The following is a 16,066-nucleotide window of genomic DNA, read 5'->3' as shown; positions in this document are numbered from 1 at the left end:
AAACATACATGAATATTTAAAAATGAAAGGAGACATCAATGACTAAGCATATAAAACTCATCTTTTGGATAGTAGGTCTGTGTACCGGCGTAGCGCGTGCACAGCATGCCTATTTCCCCAGCAGTGGTACGGTGACCTATGAGCGGAAATTTCACGTGCAGAATTTCCTGAAACGCAATTACCTGAACAAACCAGATCTGGATACCTGGGATAAGTTAACAGTAGACAATGCCGTAAAAAATGGTCCCGTGGAAGTGGTGACCCATCATACGCTCAAATTTTATGATAATGAGACCTTATTTGAAACAGTGCAGGAAGACTACCCTGCGAGTTACCGTAACGTCACCCGCTATAACGCCATTCTTCCGGATGCGAAAACCTATATTAACTTCAAAAATCAGGAATATCTGAAGCTGCTGCCTTTTGGGGACGAGCAGCTATTGCTAAAAGACTCGCTGCCGACAGTGAAATGGAAGTATACCGACGAATACCGTAATATTGCGGGATACGATTGTCGTAGGGCCAATGGTATTATCCAGGATTCGATCTATGCCGTCGCCTTCTTTGCGGGGCAGATTCCGATTCCGGGCGGCCCCGAACTTGTGCACGGTCTTCCCGGACTGATAATGGGTATCTCCATCCCCAGTATGAATGTCAATATGTTTGCGACCAAGGTGGAGCTCAGCAATGCTCCGGTCTCCAATGTGCTGACCAAGAAAAAGAAGGTTGTGCCCGAATCCAAGGCCGAGATAACGAAAAAGTTGAAAGAAACAGTGTACGATTGGCTGGACGAAAGCGAGTTCAGAAAGCGGCTCCAGAGTATATTTTTTTAGCGGATTGCCCATACAGATATCGTTCCCTAGCTGAAGTGTCTGTGTCGTGTAGACTAACGAAAAGGGGATGGAATGAATAAAAAATAGGGTAGCCTACCTGTAGGCTACCCTATTTTGCTATCTTGAAGCTCCTGTTTTGGATGTTACCGTACGGTACTACCAACTTTTATGCTGGTATCTGGTCGGACAAAATCCAGACGTCCATCAGCGTCCTCGGCCATCAGGATCATTCCCTGGGAAGTGATTCCCTTGATTTCGCGTGGTTCCAGATTGACCAGGATAGACACCTGGCGGCCGACAATTTCTTCGGGGCTAAAATATTCGGCGATTCCCGATACGACGGTACGCTTGTCGATGCCCGTGTCGATGGTCAGCTTGAGCAGCTTCTTTGTTTTGGCTACTTTCTCTGCTTCCAGAATGGTGCCTACGCGGATATCCATTTTGACAAAGTCGTCAAAGCTGATATTATCCTTTGCCGGGGCCACCTTGGCGTTGTCTGCCAGATTTTTGACCTTCGCCTCCGCCAGTTTGTTGAGCTGGAACTCCACCTGTTCGTCTGTTATTTTATCAAACAGCAGCTGTACTTCACCCAGCTGATGGCCGTCCCCGATCAGGTTGTCGCTACCAGCATCCGCCCAGCTGCCCTGCGGGAAGTTGAGCATTTCAAACAGCTTTGTCGCTGTCTTGGGCAGGAAGGGCTGTGCCAGCACAGCGAGGTTCGCAACGATCTGGGCAGCTACTCCTAAAATAGTTTTGACACGTTCTTCGTCCGTCTTGATAATTTTCCAGGGTTCTTCATCCGCGAGGTATTTGTTGCCAAGGCGCGCTACGTTCATAAACTCGGCCAGTGCTTCGCGGAAGCGGAACTGCTCCAGCGAGGATTTGATTGCGGCAGGGTAGGACTTCAGTTCGTCCAGCACCGACTGGTCTACGGCGGTCTTCGCTGATCCGCTCAGCACCTTGCCGTTAAAATATTTGTGTGAAAGCACCATGACGCGGTTGACGAAGTTGCCAAAGATGGCCACCAGTTCGTTGTTGACGCGCGCCTGGAAGTCCTTCCAGGTAAATTCAGCATCTGATGTTTCAGGAAGTATGGAGGTGAGCACATACCGGAGCTCATCCTGCTTCCCCGCAAATTCCTGCAGGTACTCATGCAGCCATACCGCATGGTTGCGTGACGTGGAAAGTTTGTCGCCCTCCAGGTTGAGGAACTCATTGGCCGGAATATTTTCAGGTAGGATATAACCGCCATGCGCATGTAATATCGCCGGAAATATGATACAGTGAAATACGATGTTGTCTTTTCCGATAAAGTGGATCAACGTCGAATCATCGGCAGGGTTTTCCTGCGTCTTCCAGTAATCTTCCCAGTTTTTGCCATGGTCGAGTGCCCACTGTTTGGTCGCCGAGATGTAGCCTATAGGGGCATCCAGCCAGACATACAGTTTCTTGCCCTGTGCTTCTTCGAGCGGCACATCTACCCCCCAATCGAGATCCCGGGTCATGGAGCGTGGCTGCAGTCCTGATTTGAGCCAGGACTGGCATTGGCCGAATACGTTGGACTTCAGGCTATTTTTCTTGCCTTCGATAAGCCATTTTTCCAGCCAGGGCTGGTATTTGTCCAGTGGAAGGTACCAGTGCTTCGTTTCTTTCAGTACTGGTGTCTTGCCGCTTAAGGTAGAGATGGGGTTGATCAGGTCCGTTGGGCTCAGGGAAGTACCGCATTTTTCGCACTGATCCCCATAGGCACCTTCGGATTTACAGTTCGGGCAGGTACCGGTGATATAGCGGTCTGCCAAAAACTGGTGAAACTCCTCGTCGTAATATTGTTCTGAAAATTTCTCGACAAACTCCCCTTTATTGTATAAGTTGAGGAAGAAATCCTGCGACAGCTGGTGATGTATCGGTTCGGAAGTACGGTGGTAAATGTCAAATGAGATACCAAACTCTTCAAAGCTTTCTTTGATCTGTTTGTTATATTTATCAATAATCTGCTGGGGCGTGATCCCTTCTTTTTTTGCCCGGATGGTAATGGCGGCTCCATGTTCATCCGAACCACAGACATAGACCACATCCTTTCCATTCAGACGAAGATAACGTACAAAAATATCTCCGGGGATGTAAGCGCCCGCGAGGTGGCCGATGTGCAGCGGACCATTGGCATATGGTAATGCCGATGTAATCGTATAACGTTTTTTATCTAGAATACTCAATGCTTTAAAGTCAGTTAAAGTTAAGTGAATAAAAAAACAAGCCTTGTCACTTGTTTCCTTCACAAAGATAATTCAAATTGCGGTATATAACTAAGATAAATTTACGTTTATTTGTAAGCAAGAGCGCCTTACAGATTGTGTGGGGCCGTGGTTCCGCTACGTGGCGCAATTTTTAACAGAAGCAATAAACGAATATGTCCAGAGTACCTGATTATCTTCAGCCGGGCGACAAGGTTGCCATCGTCTGTCCAGCCAGTTTTATCCGTGGAAATATCGATGTGGGGATCCGGACCCTGGAGAGCTGGGGCCTGGAGGTGGTCGTTGGCAAGACCGTGAGCAGTGCGTACCATCAGTTTGCGGGCGATGACAGTCTGCGTGCTGCCGACTTGCAGTGGGCGCTGGACGACCCTTCCATTAAAGCTGTCTTTGCTGCACGTGGAGGTTACGGCTGCGTGCGCATTATCGATCAGATCGATTTTTCGGCATTTGAGAAGCAGCCCAAATGGCTGGTCGGCTTTAGCGATATCACCGTACTGCATAGCCATATCCAGCGCAACTACAAAATTGCGACTATTCACGGACAGATGCCCAAATCCTTCGAATCCGGTACCGAGGCTTCGCTTGATACCCTCCGGAAGGCCCTTTTTGGCGACAACATGGATTTTACCTATACACAGTCGGCTTTCCCCAACCGTCCCGGTGAGGCGACAGGTAAACTGATCGGCGGCAATCTGGCCATTCTGCTCTCCGTGCTGGGATCAGATTCGGACCCCAAATACAGCAACAAGATTCTGTTTATCGAGGATGTCGGCGAGGCTTACTATGCTGTCGACAGGATGCTGTGGGCGCTGAAACGGGCGGGCAAGCTCAGGAAACTGAAAGGGCTGATTGTGGGCGGCTTCTCCTCCATGAAAGATAATGATCCCGCTTTTGGGCAGTCTGTGGAGGAAATTGTGTGGGACAAAGTAAAAGAATATGATTTTCCGGTCGCTTTTGGGTACCCCGCGGGGCATATTGATGACAACCATGCGCTGATACTGGGCCGTAAAGTGACCCTGACGACGACGACGGAGTCAGTTAGTTTACAATATACGTAGTATTCAGCATTCCATACCCAATATAACCCGGTCAAACTGAAATAACGAGCATGGCGGCCTGGCTTTTCCAGGCCATCTTTTGGGCGATACTGGTGTTAAAAATGCGGCTGAGCATGCCTTTGTCCCGATGAAAGCAAACCATCATATCGATATGGTTTTCGTTGATGTACTGGTTGATGCCGGTAGCGATGTCCGAGGTGAGGATGTAGCTGTACATGGGGTGGTAGCTGGCCAGCATCGCTTTCATGGTCTCAATCTCGGCACTGACGGCTTTGTTGGCGGGATCTTCTTTAGTCACATGCACCACATAGACTTCGCTCTTGCGCAGTACTTCTGCGGCGTTGACCAGCAGCCGGTCCAGCTTGAGTTTCACCTCCTTGAGGTTGGTGGCAATCAGCATCTTTTTGGGGATCCGGAATTCAGCCTTAGCTGGCACCACCAGTAAGGGGGTATGGCAGTTTTCGATCAGCTTCAATGTATTGCTGCCAAGCAGCAGTTTTTTGAAGCCGCTCTTACCCGCAGTACCGACGACAACCAGATCGATATCCTCTTCGGCACAGGTGCGGTTGACACCGTAGCTCAGTTCATATTCTTCCAGTACCACTTTCCACGCGATTCCCTGCGGAAACAGCTGGATCAGATCTTCCTCCCAACTATTGAGATCTTTCTGCTTTTCTTCCAGTATCTCGGCATTGCTGATCACGACAGGCTCTGTCCCGACAGTGGGGACGACCTCATAGGTGTGGTAAAGCACCACTTTTTCTATACCCCAGAGCGGAGCCAATTTGGCCGCATATTGAGCAGCAGCATAAGCATTGTCTGAGAAATCCGTTAGTAGCAGTAGATTCTTCATAGCGTTTATAAAGGGTCTTTGCCCTTAAATTACGTATTTTGAATAATAAATGCAATATTTTTCTGCAGAGCAGCACATTTTCTGTTGCCGGTATTCCCGTACGTCTATCTTTCCCCTGATCAAATATGCTTATGGGCCGTTGTTTTTTAATCTATATCAAATAAACGGCTGTTTTTTTGTCTTAACTTTGAGCCAGGCGGGGAGGTGGAGTGTGCGATGACGACCTGACTGGCGGTCTCGCGGTGGTCTGGTTGCAGGTTTGCCTGAGCTGATCGGTGGTCTGATCGTGCGCTATCAGGCGTTTGCGGTAGAGTTATGGCGCAGGGCCCTTGCTAATTTCGATAAATTGGTTATTTTAGAAACAGAAATCAATAATGAACAGTTTTCACAAATCATAATTCTTCAAATATGGCAATTTGGAATTCTTTGGGTAAATATAGAGACACAGGCTTGTTGATCCTGCGTATCGGGTTGGGCGTGATGATGATTATGCATGGACTGCCCAAGCTGCAGGGTGGACCCGAGCTCTGGGCTGGCGTCGGCAAGGCCATGGGAAATATGGGTATCCATTTTATCCCTGCTTTCTGGGGCTTCATGGCCGCTGCTACCGAAACCGTGGGCGGTCTATTTGTGCTGCTGGGATTATTCTTTAGGCCTTCGGCCTTGCTGCTCGCCTTTACGATGATTGTCGCCGGACTGATGCACCTGTCCAAAGGAGACGGTATCTCAGGCGCATCCCATGCGATCGAATTATTTTTCGTGTTCTTCGGGCTGGTTTTTATTGGGCCCGGCAGGCATTCTGTAGACAAAAAATAGCCCCTATATCAACAGGGGTCTTATTTTTTACCTGCTGTCCATGGGTATCACCAGCAGGTTGGCAGCGCCGTTCCAGGCGATCTTTTTGGATATGCTCGTTTTAAATAAGCTGGCCAGTAGTCCCTGCTTCTTATGGAAGGACAGGATCAGGTCGATATGCTTTTCCCGGGCGTACTCGGTGATGCCGGTGACAATATCGTCGTGGCTGATATAATCGTAGACCGGTTTGTACTTGTCCAGTCGCTCATGCAGATATTTGAGTTCCTGTGCCAGTTCTGCCGCAGCACTTTCCCGTTTGGCTACATTCAGTACAAAAAGCTGGGCGGAGAAGCTGCCAAGGACCTGGTCCAGGTCAAACAGGCTGAGCTTCCGGTCCACCTCCTTGAGGTCTGTGGTGGCCAGCACATGTTTCGGGATGGCGGGGACGACTTTGTGGGAGACGATCAGCATCGGCCTGTTGCAGATATCCATCAGGGTGATCGCGTTGCTGCCCACCAGTATTTTGGCAAAACCTGTCTGGCCGGTGATTCCCAGCGCGACAAGGTCGATATTCTCGGCACTACAGAGCTCATTCACACCGATAGGAAGATCGACATCTTCCAGCCGGTGGGATAAATCCACCTGCGCAGGAAAGAGCGGCTTTATCTGCTCCATCCATTCCTGCAGCTCCTTTTCTTTAGCCGCTTTGACCTCGTCGTTGACCACGACGATCGGTTCGTTGTTCACGATGGTCACGCTGTTGTAAGTGTGGTATACGAGCACAGCTTCGGTGTGCCATGCCTCCGTGCATAGAGCCACTTGCTTTGCCGCCAGCAGGGCATTTTCAGAAAAGTCAGTTAAGAGAAGGATGCGTTTCATAATCGTATCGTTTTTTAGTAAAACAATTAATCTTACGATAAGTTACAAACAAAAGATGAATTTAATGTGAAATGTAGCGCATCGTGATGAAGATCACCAAAAACGTTGATCAGACAACGGCGCATGAGGTAGGGGGGCGGCAAAAAAAGAAAGGCAACCGTAACAACGGTTGCCTTTCTGCAGGATGCTGGACATCCTTATTTTTTACCGGCAAAGTTGATGATGTAATCGGTCATCACTTTGGCACTTTCGTCTTTTACAAAGTCAAGATCCATTTTTGGCTGCGGTTTGCCTTCCTCCCAGGCTGGTTTGCCCTGGAGTTTCAGCAGCGCATTGATGCGCTCGCGGTTTTTCCGCAGGTTATCATCTTTCTCTTTTTTGAATTTGTTAAATTCCAGCGGGAATTTGGTGTCATCATCCTTCTGAGCCTCTTCGATATCCTCTTTCAGGTATTTGTATTCAAGTGAGTTTTTGATGCGGGCTTCATGCAGTGCTTCGAGCTTTTTGTCCACACCGGTCATGTCGGCCACTTTCTTGAAGTTGCTCGACTGGATCTGATCCCATGGCAGGGCCGATTTTTCTGAGCTTTCTCCGAATTTCTCTGCGGAGAACTGCGACGGGAAGCTGATGTCCGGAGTCACACCCTTATGCTGGGTGCTGCTTCCGTTGACCCGGTAGAATTTGCCCAGGGTGATGTTGATCTGTCCATATTGCGGCGCCCCTTCGGGAGTATCCGGATCTTTCTCACCCGATGCTTTCAGCAATAAGCGGCTAGTCGGGCTGATGATGCGCGACATGTCTATCGCCGACTGCACGGTACCCTTGCCATAACTTTGTGAACCCAGGATCACACCACGGCCATAGTCCTGAATGGCGCCAGCAAAGATCTCTGAAGCCGAAGCCGAGAAGCGGTTGATGATCACACCCAGCGGGCCATCCCAAGATACGCCCGGATTCTTATCATCTTCCACATCGATATTATTTTTGGTATCCCGTACCTGTACCACAGGACCCTTGTCGATAAATAGGCCGGTCAGGTCGATGGCTTCGGGAAGCGAGCCTCCGCCATTGAAACGCAGGTCGATGATCACAGCATCCACTTTCGCCTGTTTCAGCGTATCAAGGATCATGCGTACATCTCGGGTCGTGCTTTTATAGTTGGGATCACGTCTTCTATAGGCATCAAAGTCCATGTAGAATTTCGGGATATTGATCACCCCGACTTTGTACATTTTGCCATCGGCACCTTTGACGTTCATGATTTCCTTTTTCGCTGACTCTTCCTCCACGACGATCTTTTCCCGTACCAGCGATACGATGCGTGGATGCGCGTTCATCGGCTGGCCTGCCGGAATGATTTTGAGACGTACCACGGTACCCTTAGGGCCTTTTATTTTCGCAACGGCGGCATCCAGCCTCCAGCCGATGATATCTTCAAATTCACCGTCTTTACCCTGCGCTACGCCGATGATTTTATCATTGACCTGAATGGTCTTGTCTTTAAAGATAGGTCCGCCAGGGATAATTTCGTTGATGGTCACCGCTTCGTTGTCGATCATCAGGCGGGCACCGATCCCCTCAAAGGTATTGGCCATGCCTTCGTTGAATGCCTGCGCAAACGAAGGGTTGAAATAAGACGTATGCGGGTCCACGGCGTCCGTCAGGGCCTGCATCACCACCTGAAAGGCATCATTCGCATTTGTTTTCTTGGCTTGGGAGATCAGGTTGACATAGCGTTTCTTGAGCGTTTCCACCTGTTTGGTTTTTGCGCTGTCGGTCGACTTGCCGCTGGCCGTTTCCAAGTTCAGAAGATCGTATTTTACGCGCTTACGCCATTGATCGTTGGCCTCATTCGCTGTTTTGAACCAAGCTAATTTTTCGCGGTTGGGCTGATAATATTCGTCTTTCGTGAAGTCGTGTTTCTTATCGATTTCCGAAAGCGCATATTGCATCCGGTCCAGATAACGCTTTGAATAGGTATTAAAAATATAAAATGCCGACGAGAGGTCGCCATTTTTTATGTCCTGCGCGAGGTTATTTTTATAAGCCTGAAAGTCATCGATATCTGACTGGAGAAGATAATTTTTGCCCTGATCGAGACTTTTAATCAAATTATCGTAGATAATTCCAGATATCGAATCATTCATTTTGACCTTTTTGTAGCTGGCATTTTCCAGTAGTCCGGTCACTTCTTTGGCGATGATCTGGTGTTGTGTGCTCGGTTTGAGCCCTCCATCATCCGGAAGCGCTACCCGGGGCTTAGAGCCACAGGAGACAATGGATACCACAAAAAGTGCAAATATGAGTTTTCTAAACATATGTTCGACAGTTTTAATAATCATTTTTAAACTAAGACAAATTTGCTGTTATATGCAATTTAAACTATTATCGGCGCCCCTTACTGTTCATCTTCTGGGCTTCGCCCTCGCAGGTTCAGTAAGGAATCAACTCTATCCAGCGCACCATGGATAAGCGTGCTAAATTTAGTGAAATTCATAGCACATTAGCATAGATTCTGAAAAAATATTTGATTTATTCACCAATAATTACAAAAAGCTTAAAATTGTCTTCCATTTCTATTCTTCGGTCTTCGGTTGATACACCCTATGTGTAAAGAACACATTAATTGTACAATTCGTTTTTGAGCTGCGTATATGCTTTGAAGGTCTGATCGGCCGAGGGATAGTCCTTAAGCTCCAGATACACCTCGCCCAGTTTGTCCAGTATCGCCAGTGACAGCTGTTTGTTGTTTTCGTTAGAGGCCAGTTCTGCTGCCTGTATAAACTCTTTGATGGCCACTTTATAGTTACCATCCTGTTGTTTGGATGCCGCCAGCAAGTATTCGATTTCAGCCAGTTCGCCACGCAGCTTTTTGGCATTGGCGAGATCTCGAGCCTGCAGCAAAAACCACTGTGCCTGCGTGAATTTATTCTGTTTGAAATAGATCTCGGCCAGCATTTCCCAGGCAAAAATCTTTTCTTCGTAGGCTTTCGCCTTGTTGAATAGTGGGATGGCGCTTCGGATGATATTATTTTCGGCCACTTTATAGTTTCTCTGTCCTGCGCGTGCCAGGGCAATCAGGAGCCAGGCGTTGGCCTGTTCGAGATAGCTTTTGCTGACCGTGGCATAGCTATGGTAATTTTGCGCGCTTTGCTCCGCCTTGACGAAGTCGCCATTGAACAACTGAAAATTGCAGACATTGAGGTTGATCGTTGCAATATCATCCCGGTTGTCCGTGCGGTTGGCCAGCGACAGCGCCTCATAGAGAAACCTGGAGGCATTGCTGCTGTCGTTGTTTTTGATGGCCGTTAAAGCCGCTTCATTGGCCAGGGCATAGCCGGCGATCCAGTTTTCCGAGTTTTTCTGTGTTTCGATGGCCTTGTTCCATGCCGCGGCATCTGTGGGCACTGGATTCATCAAATACCTAAAATGGCCCAGGTTGTTGGTACTCCTGAGCTGTAGCAATAGTCGTTGAAACAGCAGTTGTCGCGCAATTTCTTTGCTGAATCCTTTTTTGCCCGAGTAGTTATCTTCAATGATTTCGTTTTCGGTTTTGGGCGGCGGCAGAAAATATACCTCCGGGCCGATACCTCGAAACGAGGCATCGTATTTTTTTATGGCTCCTGTATAGTCCTGTGGAGCATCCTGAGCCCTGGCCGCGCCGCCCATTCCGGCGGTAAGGCACAAGACCATTATTAATAAAGTCCGATAGTTCATCATCCCCATGCATTTACGCTATCATTAACGCCTTTTACAAATATGAAGAAAAATAGTGTGAAAAAATGTTAAAGTAATCTGAAGTGATTCGTATTAGATATCAGAATTATGGTCAGGGCTGAATGACATCACCTACTGATAGTAAAACTAAAATATTTAGTTGTTGTGCTGTTTAATTCTTAAATTTGTGGTATGGCAACACGCATTCCACTCGCAGAACGACTACGGCCCCATCAGCTGAGCGATTATGTTGGGCAACAACATATCGTCGGCCCCGATGCGGTCCTTTATCATGCTATCCAGCAAAAGAATATTCCTTCCATGATCCTCTGGGGCCCCCCGGGGGTAGGTAAAACCAGTTTGGCCCTGCTGATTGCCAAGGAGCTTGACCGACCTTTTTTCTCGTTGAGTGCCATACAGGCAGGCGTAAAGGATATCCGTGAGGTTATTGACAAGGCCGAGCGATTGATGAACTTCAATCAGGATCAGCCCATCCTGTTTATCGATGAAATCCACCGGTTTTCCAAATCCCAGCAAGACTCGCTCCTGGGAGCGGTGGAGCGGGGGCTGGTGACGCTGATCGGGGCCACCACCGAAAATCCCTCCTTCGAGGTGATATCCGCACTCCTTTCGCGCTGTCAGGTGTATGTGCTGGAGCATTTGTCCGAACAGGATCTGATTGGCCTGGTGCAGAAAGCACTGCACGAAGACGAGTACCTCAAAAAGCAGGATATCAGCGTCGAAGAATATGAAGCCCTACTGCGTCTCTCGGGAGGTGATGCCCGTAAACTGCTGAATGTGCTCGAGCTTGTTGTGAATGCCGCCATCCTGCACAGGGAGCCGATCACCAATGCCTTTGTACTGAAGCAGGTGCAACAAAATATGGCGATCTATGACAAGGCCGGCGAACAACATTACGATATTATTTCCGCTTTTATCAAATCTATTCGCGGATCGGACCCCAATGCAGCAGTCTATTGGCTCGCCCGTATGATCGAAGGCGGCGAGGACCCCTCTTTTATTGCCCGCCGTTTACTGATTCTGGCTTCGGAAGACATAGGCAATGCCAATCCCAATGCCCTGCTGCTGGCCAACAGCTGCTTTCAGGCCGTCAATGTCATCGGTTGGCCCGAGTCGCGTATTATCCTGTCGCAGACAGTAGTGTACCTGGCCAGCTCTGCCAAAAGCAATGCCACCTATGAGGCGATCAACAAGGCACAGGCTCTGGTCAAGCAGACTGGCGACCTCTCGGTGCCACTACATCTCCGCAATGCACCGACCAAGCTGATGAAAAACCTTAACTATGGCGCCGAGTACAAATATGCACATGCTTACCCCGGCAACTTTGTCGTGCAGGAGTTTATGCCGAAGGAAATCAGCGGTACCAAGCTGTATGAACCCGGACAGAATCCACAGGAGGAGAAAGCGCGGCAGAGCTTGCGGGACAAGTGGAAAGAGAAGTATACGTATTGAGTTGTGCGTATTGAGTTTGCGGGAAAATAAACATTTGTGAAAAAAGCGCAATTTCTCTATGTTTGTTTTACAAAAGCTTCAATATATGAACAAAATGCCTCTACAGCAGATGAGACGCTGGGCACTGATGGCTCTGATCGGGCTCTCTGTACTTTCCTGTAAAAAAGACGAACCTAAGCCTGAACCCAAACCGGAGCCGACTGACCGTACCGAAGGTCAGCAAATCAAAGACGATATTTACACCTACTATAAACTTTATTCGGTGTGGGCTGATGAGTCCATTCCGGATTATCTGGATAATCCAGCCGAATTTACCGATAAATACAACTCCGCGAGCAGTGTTCTGGATGCACTCAAAAAGCTGACACCTGTACACGTGGCAAACGGTTATGCCGGTGTATTCGACCGCTTTTCTTATATGGACGGTATCAACGGCTACAATATCGCCGAGCAGGCTGGCTTAAAAATGGACAATAATGAGGGATATGGCATCTCCGTCCAGTGGTTTTCACTTGACGGCAAAATTGCGCGCCCCTACATTTCCTTTGTTGAAGGCGGTTCTCCCGCCCAGGTAGCCGGATTCAGAAGGTCAGATATCATTGACGCGATCAATGACGACAAAGAGACTTATTCTGTCGAGGTAGACTGTCCGACAAGCAGTTGTAGCGTGAAAGATCCGCAGCTATTCAGCAGACTAAACAGCAATATTCAGTCTGCACTGGACGGTACCACGCTCAAGCTTCAGGTCAAGCGGCAGGACCAGTTATTCACCAAGACGATCAGCTATAACAACTCGTATGTGATCAACCCTGTTTATATGGATACCGTGTACAGCTATAGCGGTAACAATATTGGCTATATCGCCTTGTCGTCTTTCGAAGAGATCGAAAACAACAATCCGAATCAGCAAAATATCAATGCCGCCTTTGCGAAGTATGAAAGTAAACAGATCAAGAGCTTGATCGTGGACCTGCGTTATAATGGTGGCGGCTATGTGGATGCGGCGATCTATATTGCCGACAAGATTGGCGGAGCCAAGACCAAGGGCAAGCTGATGCTGACCTATGAGATGAATAAATACATGCAGTCGGATGCAGCAAAAAGCCTGCGCGATCAACTCGCCATGCATGATACCTATTTTGAAGGACTAAGTGCATTGAATCTGAGTAAAGTGTATTTTCTGGTCAGCGAGCAGACGGCTTCGGCAGCCGAGATGCTGATCAATGTGCTTACACCGCATATGCCTGTTGAAATCATTGCCGCCGGCTCGCGTACCTACGGCAAGCCCGTTGGTTTTTTTGAACAAAAGGTGCGCAATAAGGTCTCTTATTGGCCGGCATCCTTTATACTGAAAAATGCACGTGGCAACATCGGTGAGAAATACAATAAAGGGACTGTTCGCGACCTTCGTGATTACTGGGATGGGCTTGTGCCAGACAAAAGCGAGATCGGTGATGACGTTGCATTCGATGTGGGCAATCCTGAAGAAAGCATGTTGGCAACAGCCCTGGCCGATGCAGCGCCAAGCACTGGCACGCGGGCAACACTACGCCGTGTCTCGAGCCGTAGCATCCGCACATTGGAGCAAGGCAAGATACATGCACTACCTGAACGCGGGATGATCAAGAGGCCCAAGTAAGTTAGTGCCCAATGATCATTTCTTTGCATAGCTGTGCCGCTTCCGCGTCAGGCAGACATTGTAGGTAGCCTACAGGCACCTCAGCGATCACCTTTTCCAGCAGCGTGTTCATGCGGCCAAAGAGCTCCTTGTTCCAGCGTATGGCAGTACAGCTCGGCAGTACAGCGATAAAGCCTTTGAGGTCCGGCTGCCATTCAAATACATTGCTAGGTGCCTGTTGCAGGCGCACAAAGCCTTTCAGTGGTAGCCGCTCATTTTTATAGCAGGGCGTCTTGCCACTCCAGGGCGTTCCGTAGATAAACACACCTTCCGCCGTGATCCGGATGGCCGGATTATCGTCATTTAGCAATACCGTATTTGGGATATGCTTCAGCCAGAGCCTGCTGTGTGTGCTTTTGCCTGTGCCACTCTTGCCGAGGAAGGCGATCCCCAGGTCCTGGTGGTTGACCACCGAAGCGTGGATCATGATGGTATCGTGTAAGAGGCTAGCCTGACCGAAGATCATCATGGCCATCCAGGTGATGACCGCATGCTGCTCTTCGGCTGTACTTTCCGGAACATAAATGGTCGACTGCTCAAAGTTGCGGCTGCTATATTGATACCATGTCGCATTGCCTTTATCATTAACGATGCTGGTGATAAATGTATCCTCCTTCTCGTAAAAGCGGAAGCGGTCGCCCCAGGCGATGGAGTCATCCGTGCGCAGTATACCCATGTCATCACTTATCGGCGCGCTATCCAGCGAAATGTCGATCACTATGTCCGCAGCAGCAGCGCTTCCCACGGTCTTAAAATCCTGGAAGGACTGCAGCAGCTGCTCGATGGGCAGGCTTGTCGGGTGGTTAAATTCCAATAGCAGGTCGGCAATGCGGTAACGTGTCTGTGTGCGTTCGGATGATGTCGTCAAGTTCATTGTTTACTATTTAATCGAGGTATATGCGGTGCTGGCATTGGTCAGCCAGGTGCAGGTCGTGCGTTACAAATAAGCATATTTTGTGCTTGCCATATTCCAGCAGGCGTTGTGTCAGCGTCCCGGAGGTCGTGCGGTCGAGCGCCGATGTCACTTCATCAAAGAGCCAGATATCCGCGTCCTGCATCAGTGCGCGGGCAATGGCGATGCGCTGTGCCTGCCCTTCAGACAGGCCGATGCCCGATTCACCGACCAAGGTGTCGAGACCATCAGGGAGATCGTGCACAAATTCGGCACAGGCCAGCCAGAGCGCCTGTTCGATTGTCAGCGGGCTTTGTTCCCTGACCTGCAGCATCATGTTTTCCCGTATAGTCCCACTAAACAGTGAATTGCCCTGCGGGATATAGGCAAAGTTGACCCGGTGTCTGGCGTCCAGCAGCCTTTCGCCGTTTTGGTCGATCAGCTTGATTTCACCCTTTTCGGCTTTGAGCAGGGCGAGCAGCAGGCGGATCAAAGTCGTCTTGCCTTTGCCGCTGGGGCCGATAATGGCGGTAGGCTCCCCCGCTTTGAGCGAGAGGTTGAGCTGCTGCAATACCCACTTGTCCTCATAGCGGAAAGACAGGCCGCTGATCCGCAGTTCTTCGATACCCTTGAGGCGCTCCTGTTGTACAAGGGGTTCGATTTCACCGGCCTGCAATTCCAGCAGCCGGTCGGCCGCCACACGAAAGCGTACGAAGCCCGGGATATACGAGATCAGGGCGAGGATAGGAGACTGAATCCGGGCCACCAGCTGCAGAAAGGCCGTCATCGTTCCGAAGGTGATCAGTCCAGCCTGTAGCCGGTAGATACCCCAAAAGAAGGCGACCAGGTAACCCGCGTTCATGGCGACCTTCATGGCACCCTGTGTATAGGTCGAGAAGTTGAGCTGCCGCATTTTCAGTGCATACAGCTGCTGCTGGCTTTCGGTGAGCTTGTCCCGGCGTTTGGGGAAAATGCCCATGGCACGAATCAGCAGGCGGAAGCGCAGGTTTTCCTGCAAGATTTTGGAGAAATTGCTTTCCTCCGCTTTCACGTCCTTGCTCAGCTGCCGCATCTTGCGGAAGTATATTTTGGAGAATACAAATAGCGGTGAAATGGCCAGGATCATCAGGGCCAGCATGGGGTCCATGTACCAGAGGAAGCCGACAGAGGCCAGCAGCTGGATGATCGTCAGCAAAAACGATAAAACGGTGTTGGCTATGGTACCGGCGACCTCCTCACAGTCAGTCTGGATGCGGATCTGGATATCGCCTGTATGCCAGTTTTTGACCAGCTTCCAGACCGAAAGCATCTGGGCGTCGAGCATGTTACGTTGCAGCTGTAGCGTCAGCATCAGTTTGATGCGTTCCATCAGCCGACCTGAATAGCCTTTGAGTGCCACGTTGAGGGCTATACTGCCCACGATGCCCCAGAGCAACCATTCTAGCGGCAGGTCTCCTGGCGTAGTCGCCACGTCAACAGCCTTCTTGGATAAATAGACAAAGATGAGTGACAGCGCAATGCAGAGCAGTTCCACTATAAAATAGAGGAGTAGACGGCCGCGGTATCCAGCACTAACCGACCAGGCCCAGTTGACATGTTGCTTGAGGCTAAAGTTGCTCATTCCTCCAAGGTCAAT

12 protein-coding genes are annotated in these 16,066 nt (G+C 49.5%); 5 read left to right on the top strand and 7 right to left on the bottom strand.

All coding sequences use genetic code 11. The features are described from left to right. Positions 1–38: 38 nt before the first annotated feature. Positions 39–833: a GLPGLI family protein gene (locus K7A41_RS06820; protein ID WP_265713115.1), complete on the top strand. Its 795-nt coding sequence runs from the start codon at positions 39–41 to the stop codon at positions 831–833. A gap of 143 nt (positions 834–976) precedes the next feature. On the opposite strand, the gene metG is transcribed toward K7A41_RS06820, so the two are convergent. Then, positions 977–3,046 (bottom strand): methionine--tRNA ligase, encoded by a 2,070-nt coding sequence (metG, locus tag K7A41_RS06815; protein WP_265713114.1) that lies wholly within the window; start codon positions 3,044–3,046, stop codon positions 977–979. Positions 3,047–3,240: 194 nt separating this feature from the next. Here metG and K7A41_RS06810 point away from each other — a divergent pair, with 194 nt between their 5' ends. Beyond that, positions 3,241–4,143, top strand: a complete 903-nt coding sequence (locus tag K7A41_RS06810; protein WP_265713113.1) for a S66 peptidase family protein — start codon at positions 3,241–3,243, stop codon at positions 4,141–4,143. Positions 4,144–4,174: 31 nt separating this feature from the next. On the opposite strand, the gene K7A41_RS06805 is transcribed toward K7A41_RS06810, so the two are convergent. Then, entirely contained in the window at positions 4,175–4,996 is an 822-nt protein-coding gene (locus K7A41_RS06805; protein WP_265713112.1) for a universal stress protein, read from the bottom strand. 408 nt (positions 4,997–5,404) lie between these two features. Here K7A41_RS06805 and K7A41_RS06800 point away from each other — a divergent pair, with 408 nt between their 5' ends. After that, positions 5,405–5,812, top strand: a complete 408-nt coding sequence (locus tag K7A41_RS06800; protein ID WP_265713111.1) for a DoxX family protein — start codon at positions 5,405–5,407, stop codon at positions 5,810–5,812. 27 nt (positions 5,813–5,839) lie between these two features. Here the strand turns inward: K7A41_RS06800 and K7A41_RS06795 are convergent, their stop codons facing one another. From K7A41_RS06795 to K7A41_RS06785, 3 genes are all read right to left on the bottom strand, one after another. Continuing rightward, positions 5,840–6,670 carry a universal stress protein gene (locus tag K7A41_RS06795; protein WP_265713110.1) on the bottom strand — a complete coding sequence of 277 codons (831 nt, stop codon included), beginning with the start codon at positions 6,668–6,670 and terminating at the stop codon, positions 5,840–5,842. Between the two features lie 197 nt (positions 6,671–6,867). Then, on the bottom strand, positions 6,868–8,988 hold the full coding sequence (locus K7A41_RS06790; RefSeq protein ID WP_265713109.1) for a carboxy terminal-processing peptidase: 2,121 nt from the start codon (positions 8,986–8,988) through the stop codon (positions 6,868–6,870). 304 nt (positions 8,989–9,292) lie between these two features. Further along, positions 9,293–10,390: a tetratricopeptide repeat protein gene (locus K7A41_RS06785; RefSeq protein ID WP_265713108.1), complete on the bottom strand. Its 1,098-nt coding sequence runs from the start codon at positions 10,388–10,390 to the stop codon at positions 9,293–9,295. A gap of 189 nt (positions 10,391–10,579) precedes the next feature. Here K7A41_RS06785 and K7A41_RS06780 point away from each other — a divergent pair, with 189 nt between their 5' ends. Continuing rightward, on the top strand, positions 10,580–11,860 hold the full coding sequence (locus tag K7A41_RS06780; RefSeq protein ID WP_265713107.1) for a replication-associated recombination protein A: 1,281 nt from the start codon (positions 10,580–10,582) through the stop codon (positions 11,858–11,860). Positions 11,861–11,945: 85 nt separating this feature from the next. Next, entirely contained in the window at positions 11,946–13,499 is a 1,554-nt protein-coding gene (locus tag K7A41_RS06775) for a S41 family peptidase (RefSeq protein WP_265713106.1), read from the top strand. Position 13,500: 1 nt separating this feature from the next. Here K7A41_RS06775 and K7A41_RS06770 read toward each other — a convergent pair whose 3' ends face one another. Together K7A41_RS06770 and K7A41_RS06765 are read right to left on the bottom strand one after the other, a co-directional pair. Continuing rightward, positions 13,501–14,412 (bottom strand): hypothetical protein, encoded by a 912-nt coding sequence (locus tag K7A41_RS06770; protein ID WP_265713105.1) that lies wholly within the window; start codon positions 14,410–14,412, stop codon positions 13,501–13,503. 10 nt (positions 14,413–14,422) lie between these two features. Further along, the gene (locus K7A41_RS06765; RefSeq protein WP_265713104.1) at positions 14,423–16,051 is read right to left on the bottom strand and encodes an ABC transporter ATP-binding protein; all 1,629 of its coding nucleotides are present in this window, start codon (positions 16,049–16,051) and stop codon (positions 14,423–14,425) included. Positions 16,052–16,066: the final 15 nt, after the last annotated feature.

The organism is Sphingobacterium sp. InxBP1 (genome assembly GCF_026191775.1).
Taxonomy (GTDB): Bacteria; Bacteroidota; Bacteroidia; order Sphingobacteriales; family Sphingobacteriaceae; genus Sphingobacterium; species Sphingobacterium thalpophilum.
The sequence above is the reverse complement of the archived record's forward strand: the minus strand, read 5'-3'. Positions and strand labels throughout refer to the sequence as shown.

What these genes read in the sequence shown, in the direction of transcription:
- K7A41_RS06765 (WP_265713104.1), bottom strand. Translation starts at nt 16,051, where the DNA reads ATGAGCAACTTTAGCCTCAAGCAACATGTCAACTGGGCCTGGTCGGTT.
- K7A41_RS06795 (WP_265713110.1), bottom strand. Translation starts at nt 6,670, where the DNA reads ATGAAACGCATCCTTCTCTTAACTGACTTTTCTGAAAATGCCCTGCTG.
- K7A41_RS06800 (WP_265713111.1), top strand. Translation starts at nt 5,405, where the DNA reads ATGGCAATTTGGAATTCTTTGGGTAAATATAGAGACACAGGCTTGTTG.
- K7A41_RS06780 (WP_265713107.1), top strand. Translation starts at nt 10,580, where the DNA reads ATGGCAACACGCATTCCACTCGCAGAACGACTACGGCCCCATCAGCTG.
- K7A41_RS06770 (WP_265713105.1), bottom strand. Translation starts at nt 14,412, where the DNA reads ATGAACTTGACGACATCATCCGAACGCACACAGACACGTTACCGCATT.
- K7A41_RS06820 (WP_265713115.1), top strand. Translation starts at nt 39, where the DNA reads ATGACTAAGCATATAAAACTCATCTTTTGGATAGTAGGTCTGTGTACC.
- K7A41_RS06785 (WP_265713108.1), bottom strand. Translation starts at nt 10,390, where the DNA reads ATGATGAACTATCGGACTTTATTAATAATGGTCTTGTGCCTTACCGCC.
- K7A41_RS06805 (WP_265713112.1), bottom strand. Translation starts at nt 4,996, where the DNA reads ATGAAGAATCTACTGCTACTAACGGATTTCTCAGACAATGCTTATGCT.
- K7A41_RS06810 (WP_265713113.1), top strand. Translation starts at nt 3,241, where the DNA reads ATGTCCAGAGTACCTGATTATCTTCAGCCGGGCGACAAGGTTGCCATC.
- K7A41_RS06790 (WP_265713109.1), bottom strand. Translation starts at nt 8,988, where the DNA reads ATGTTTAGAAAACTCATATTTGCACTTTTTGTGGTATCCATTGTCTCC.
- K7A41_RS06775 (WP_265713106.1), top strand. Translation starts at nt 11,946, where the DNA reads ATGAACAAAATGCCTCTACAGCAGATGAGACGCTGGGCACTGATGGCT.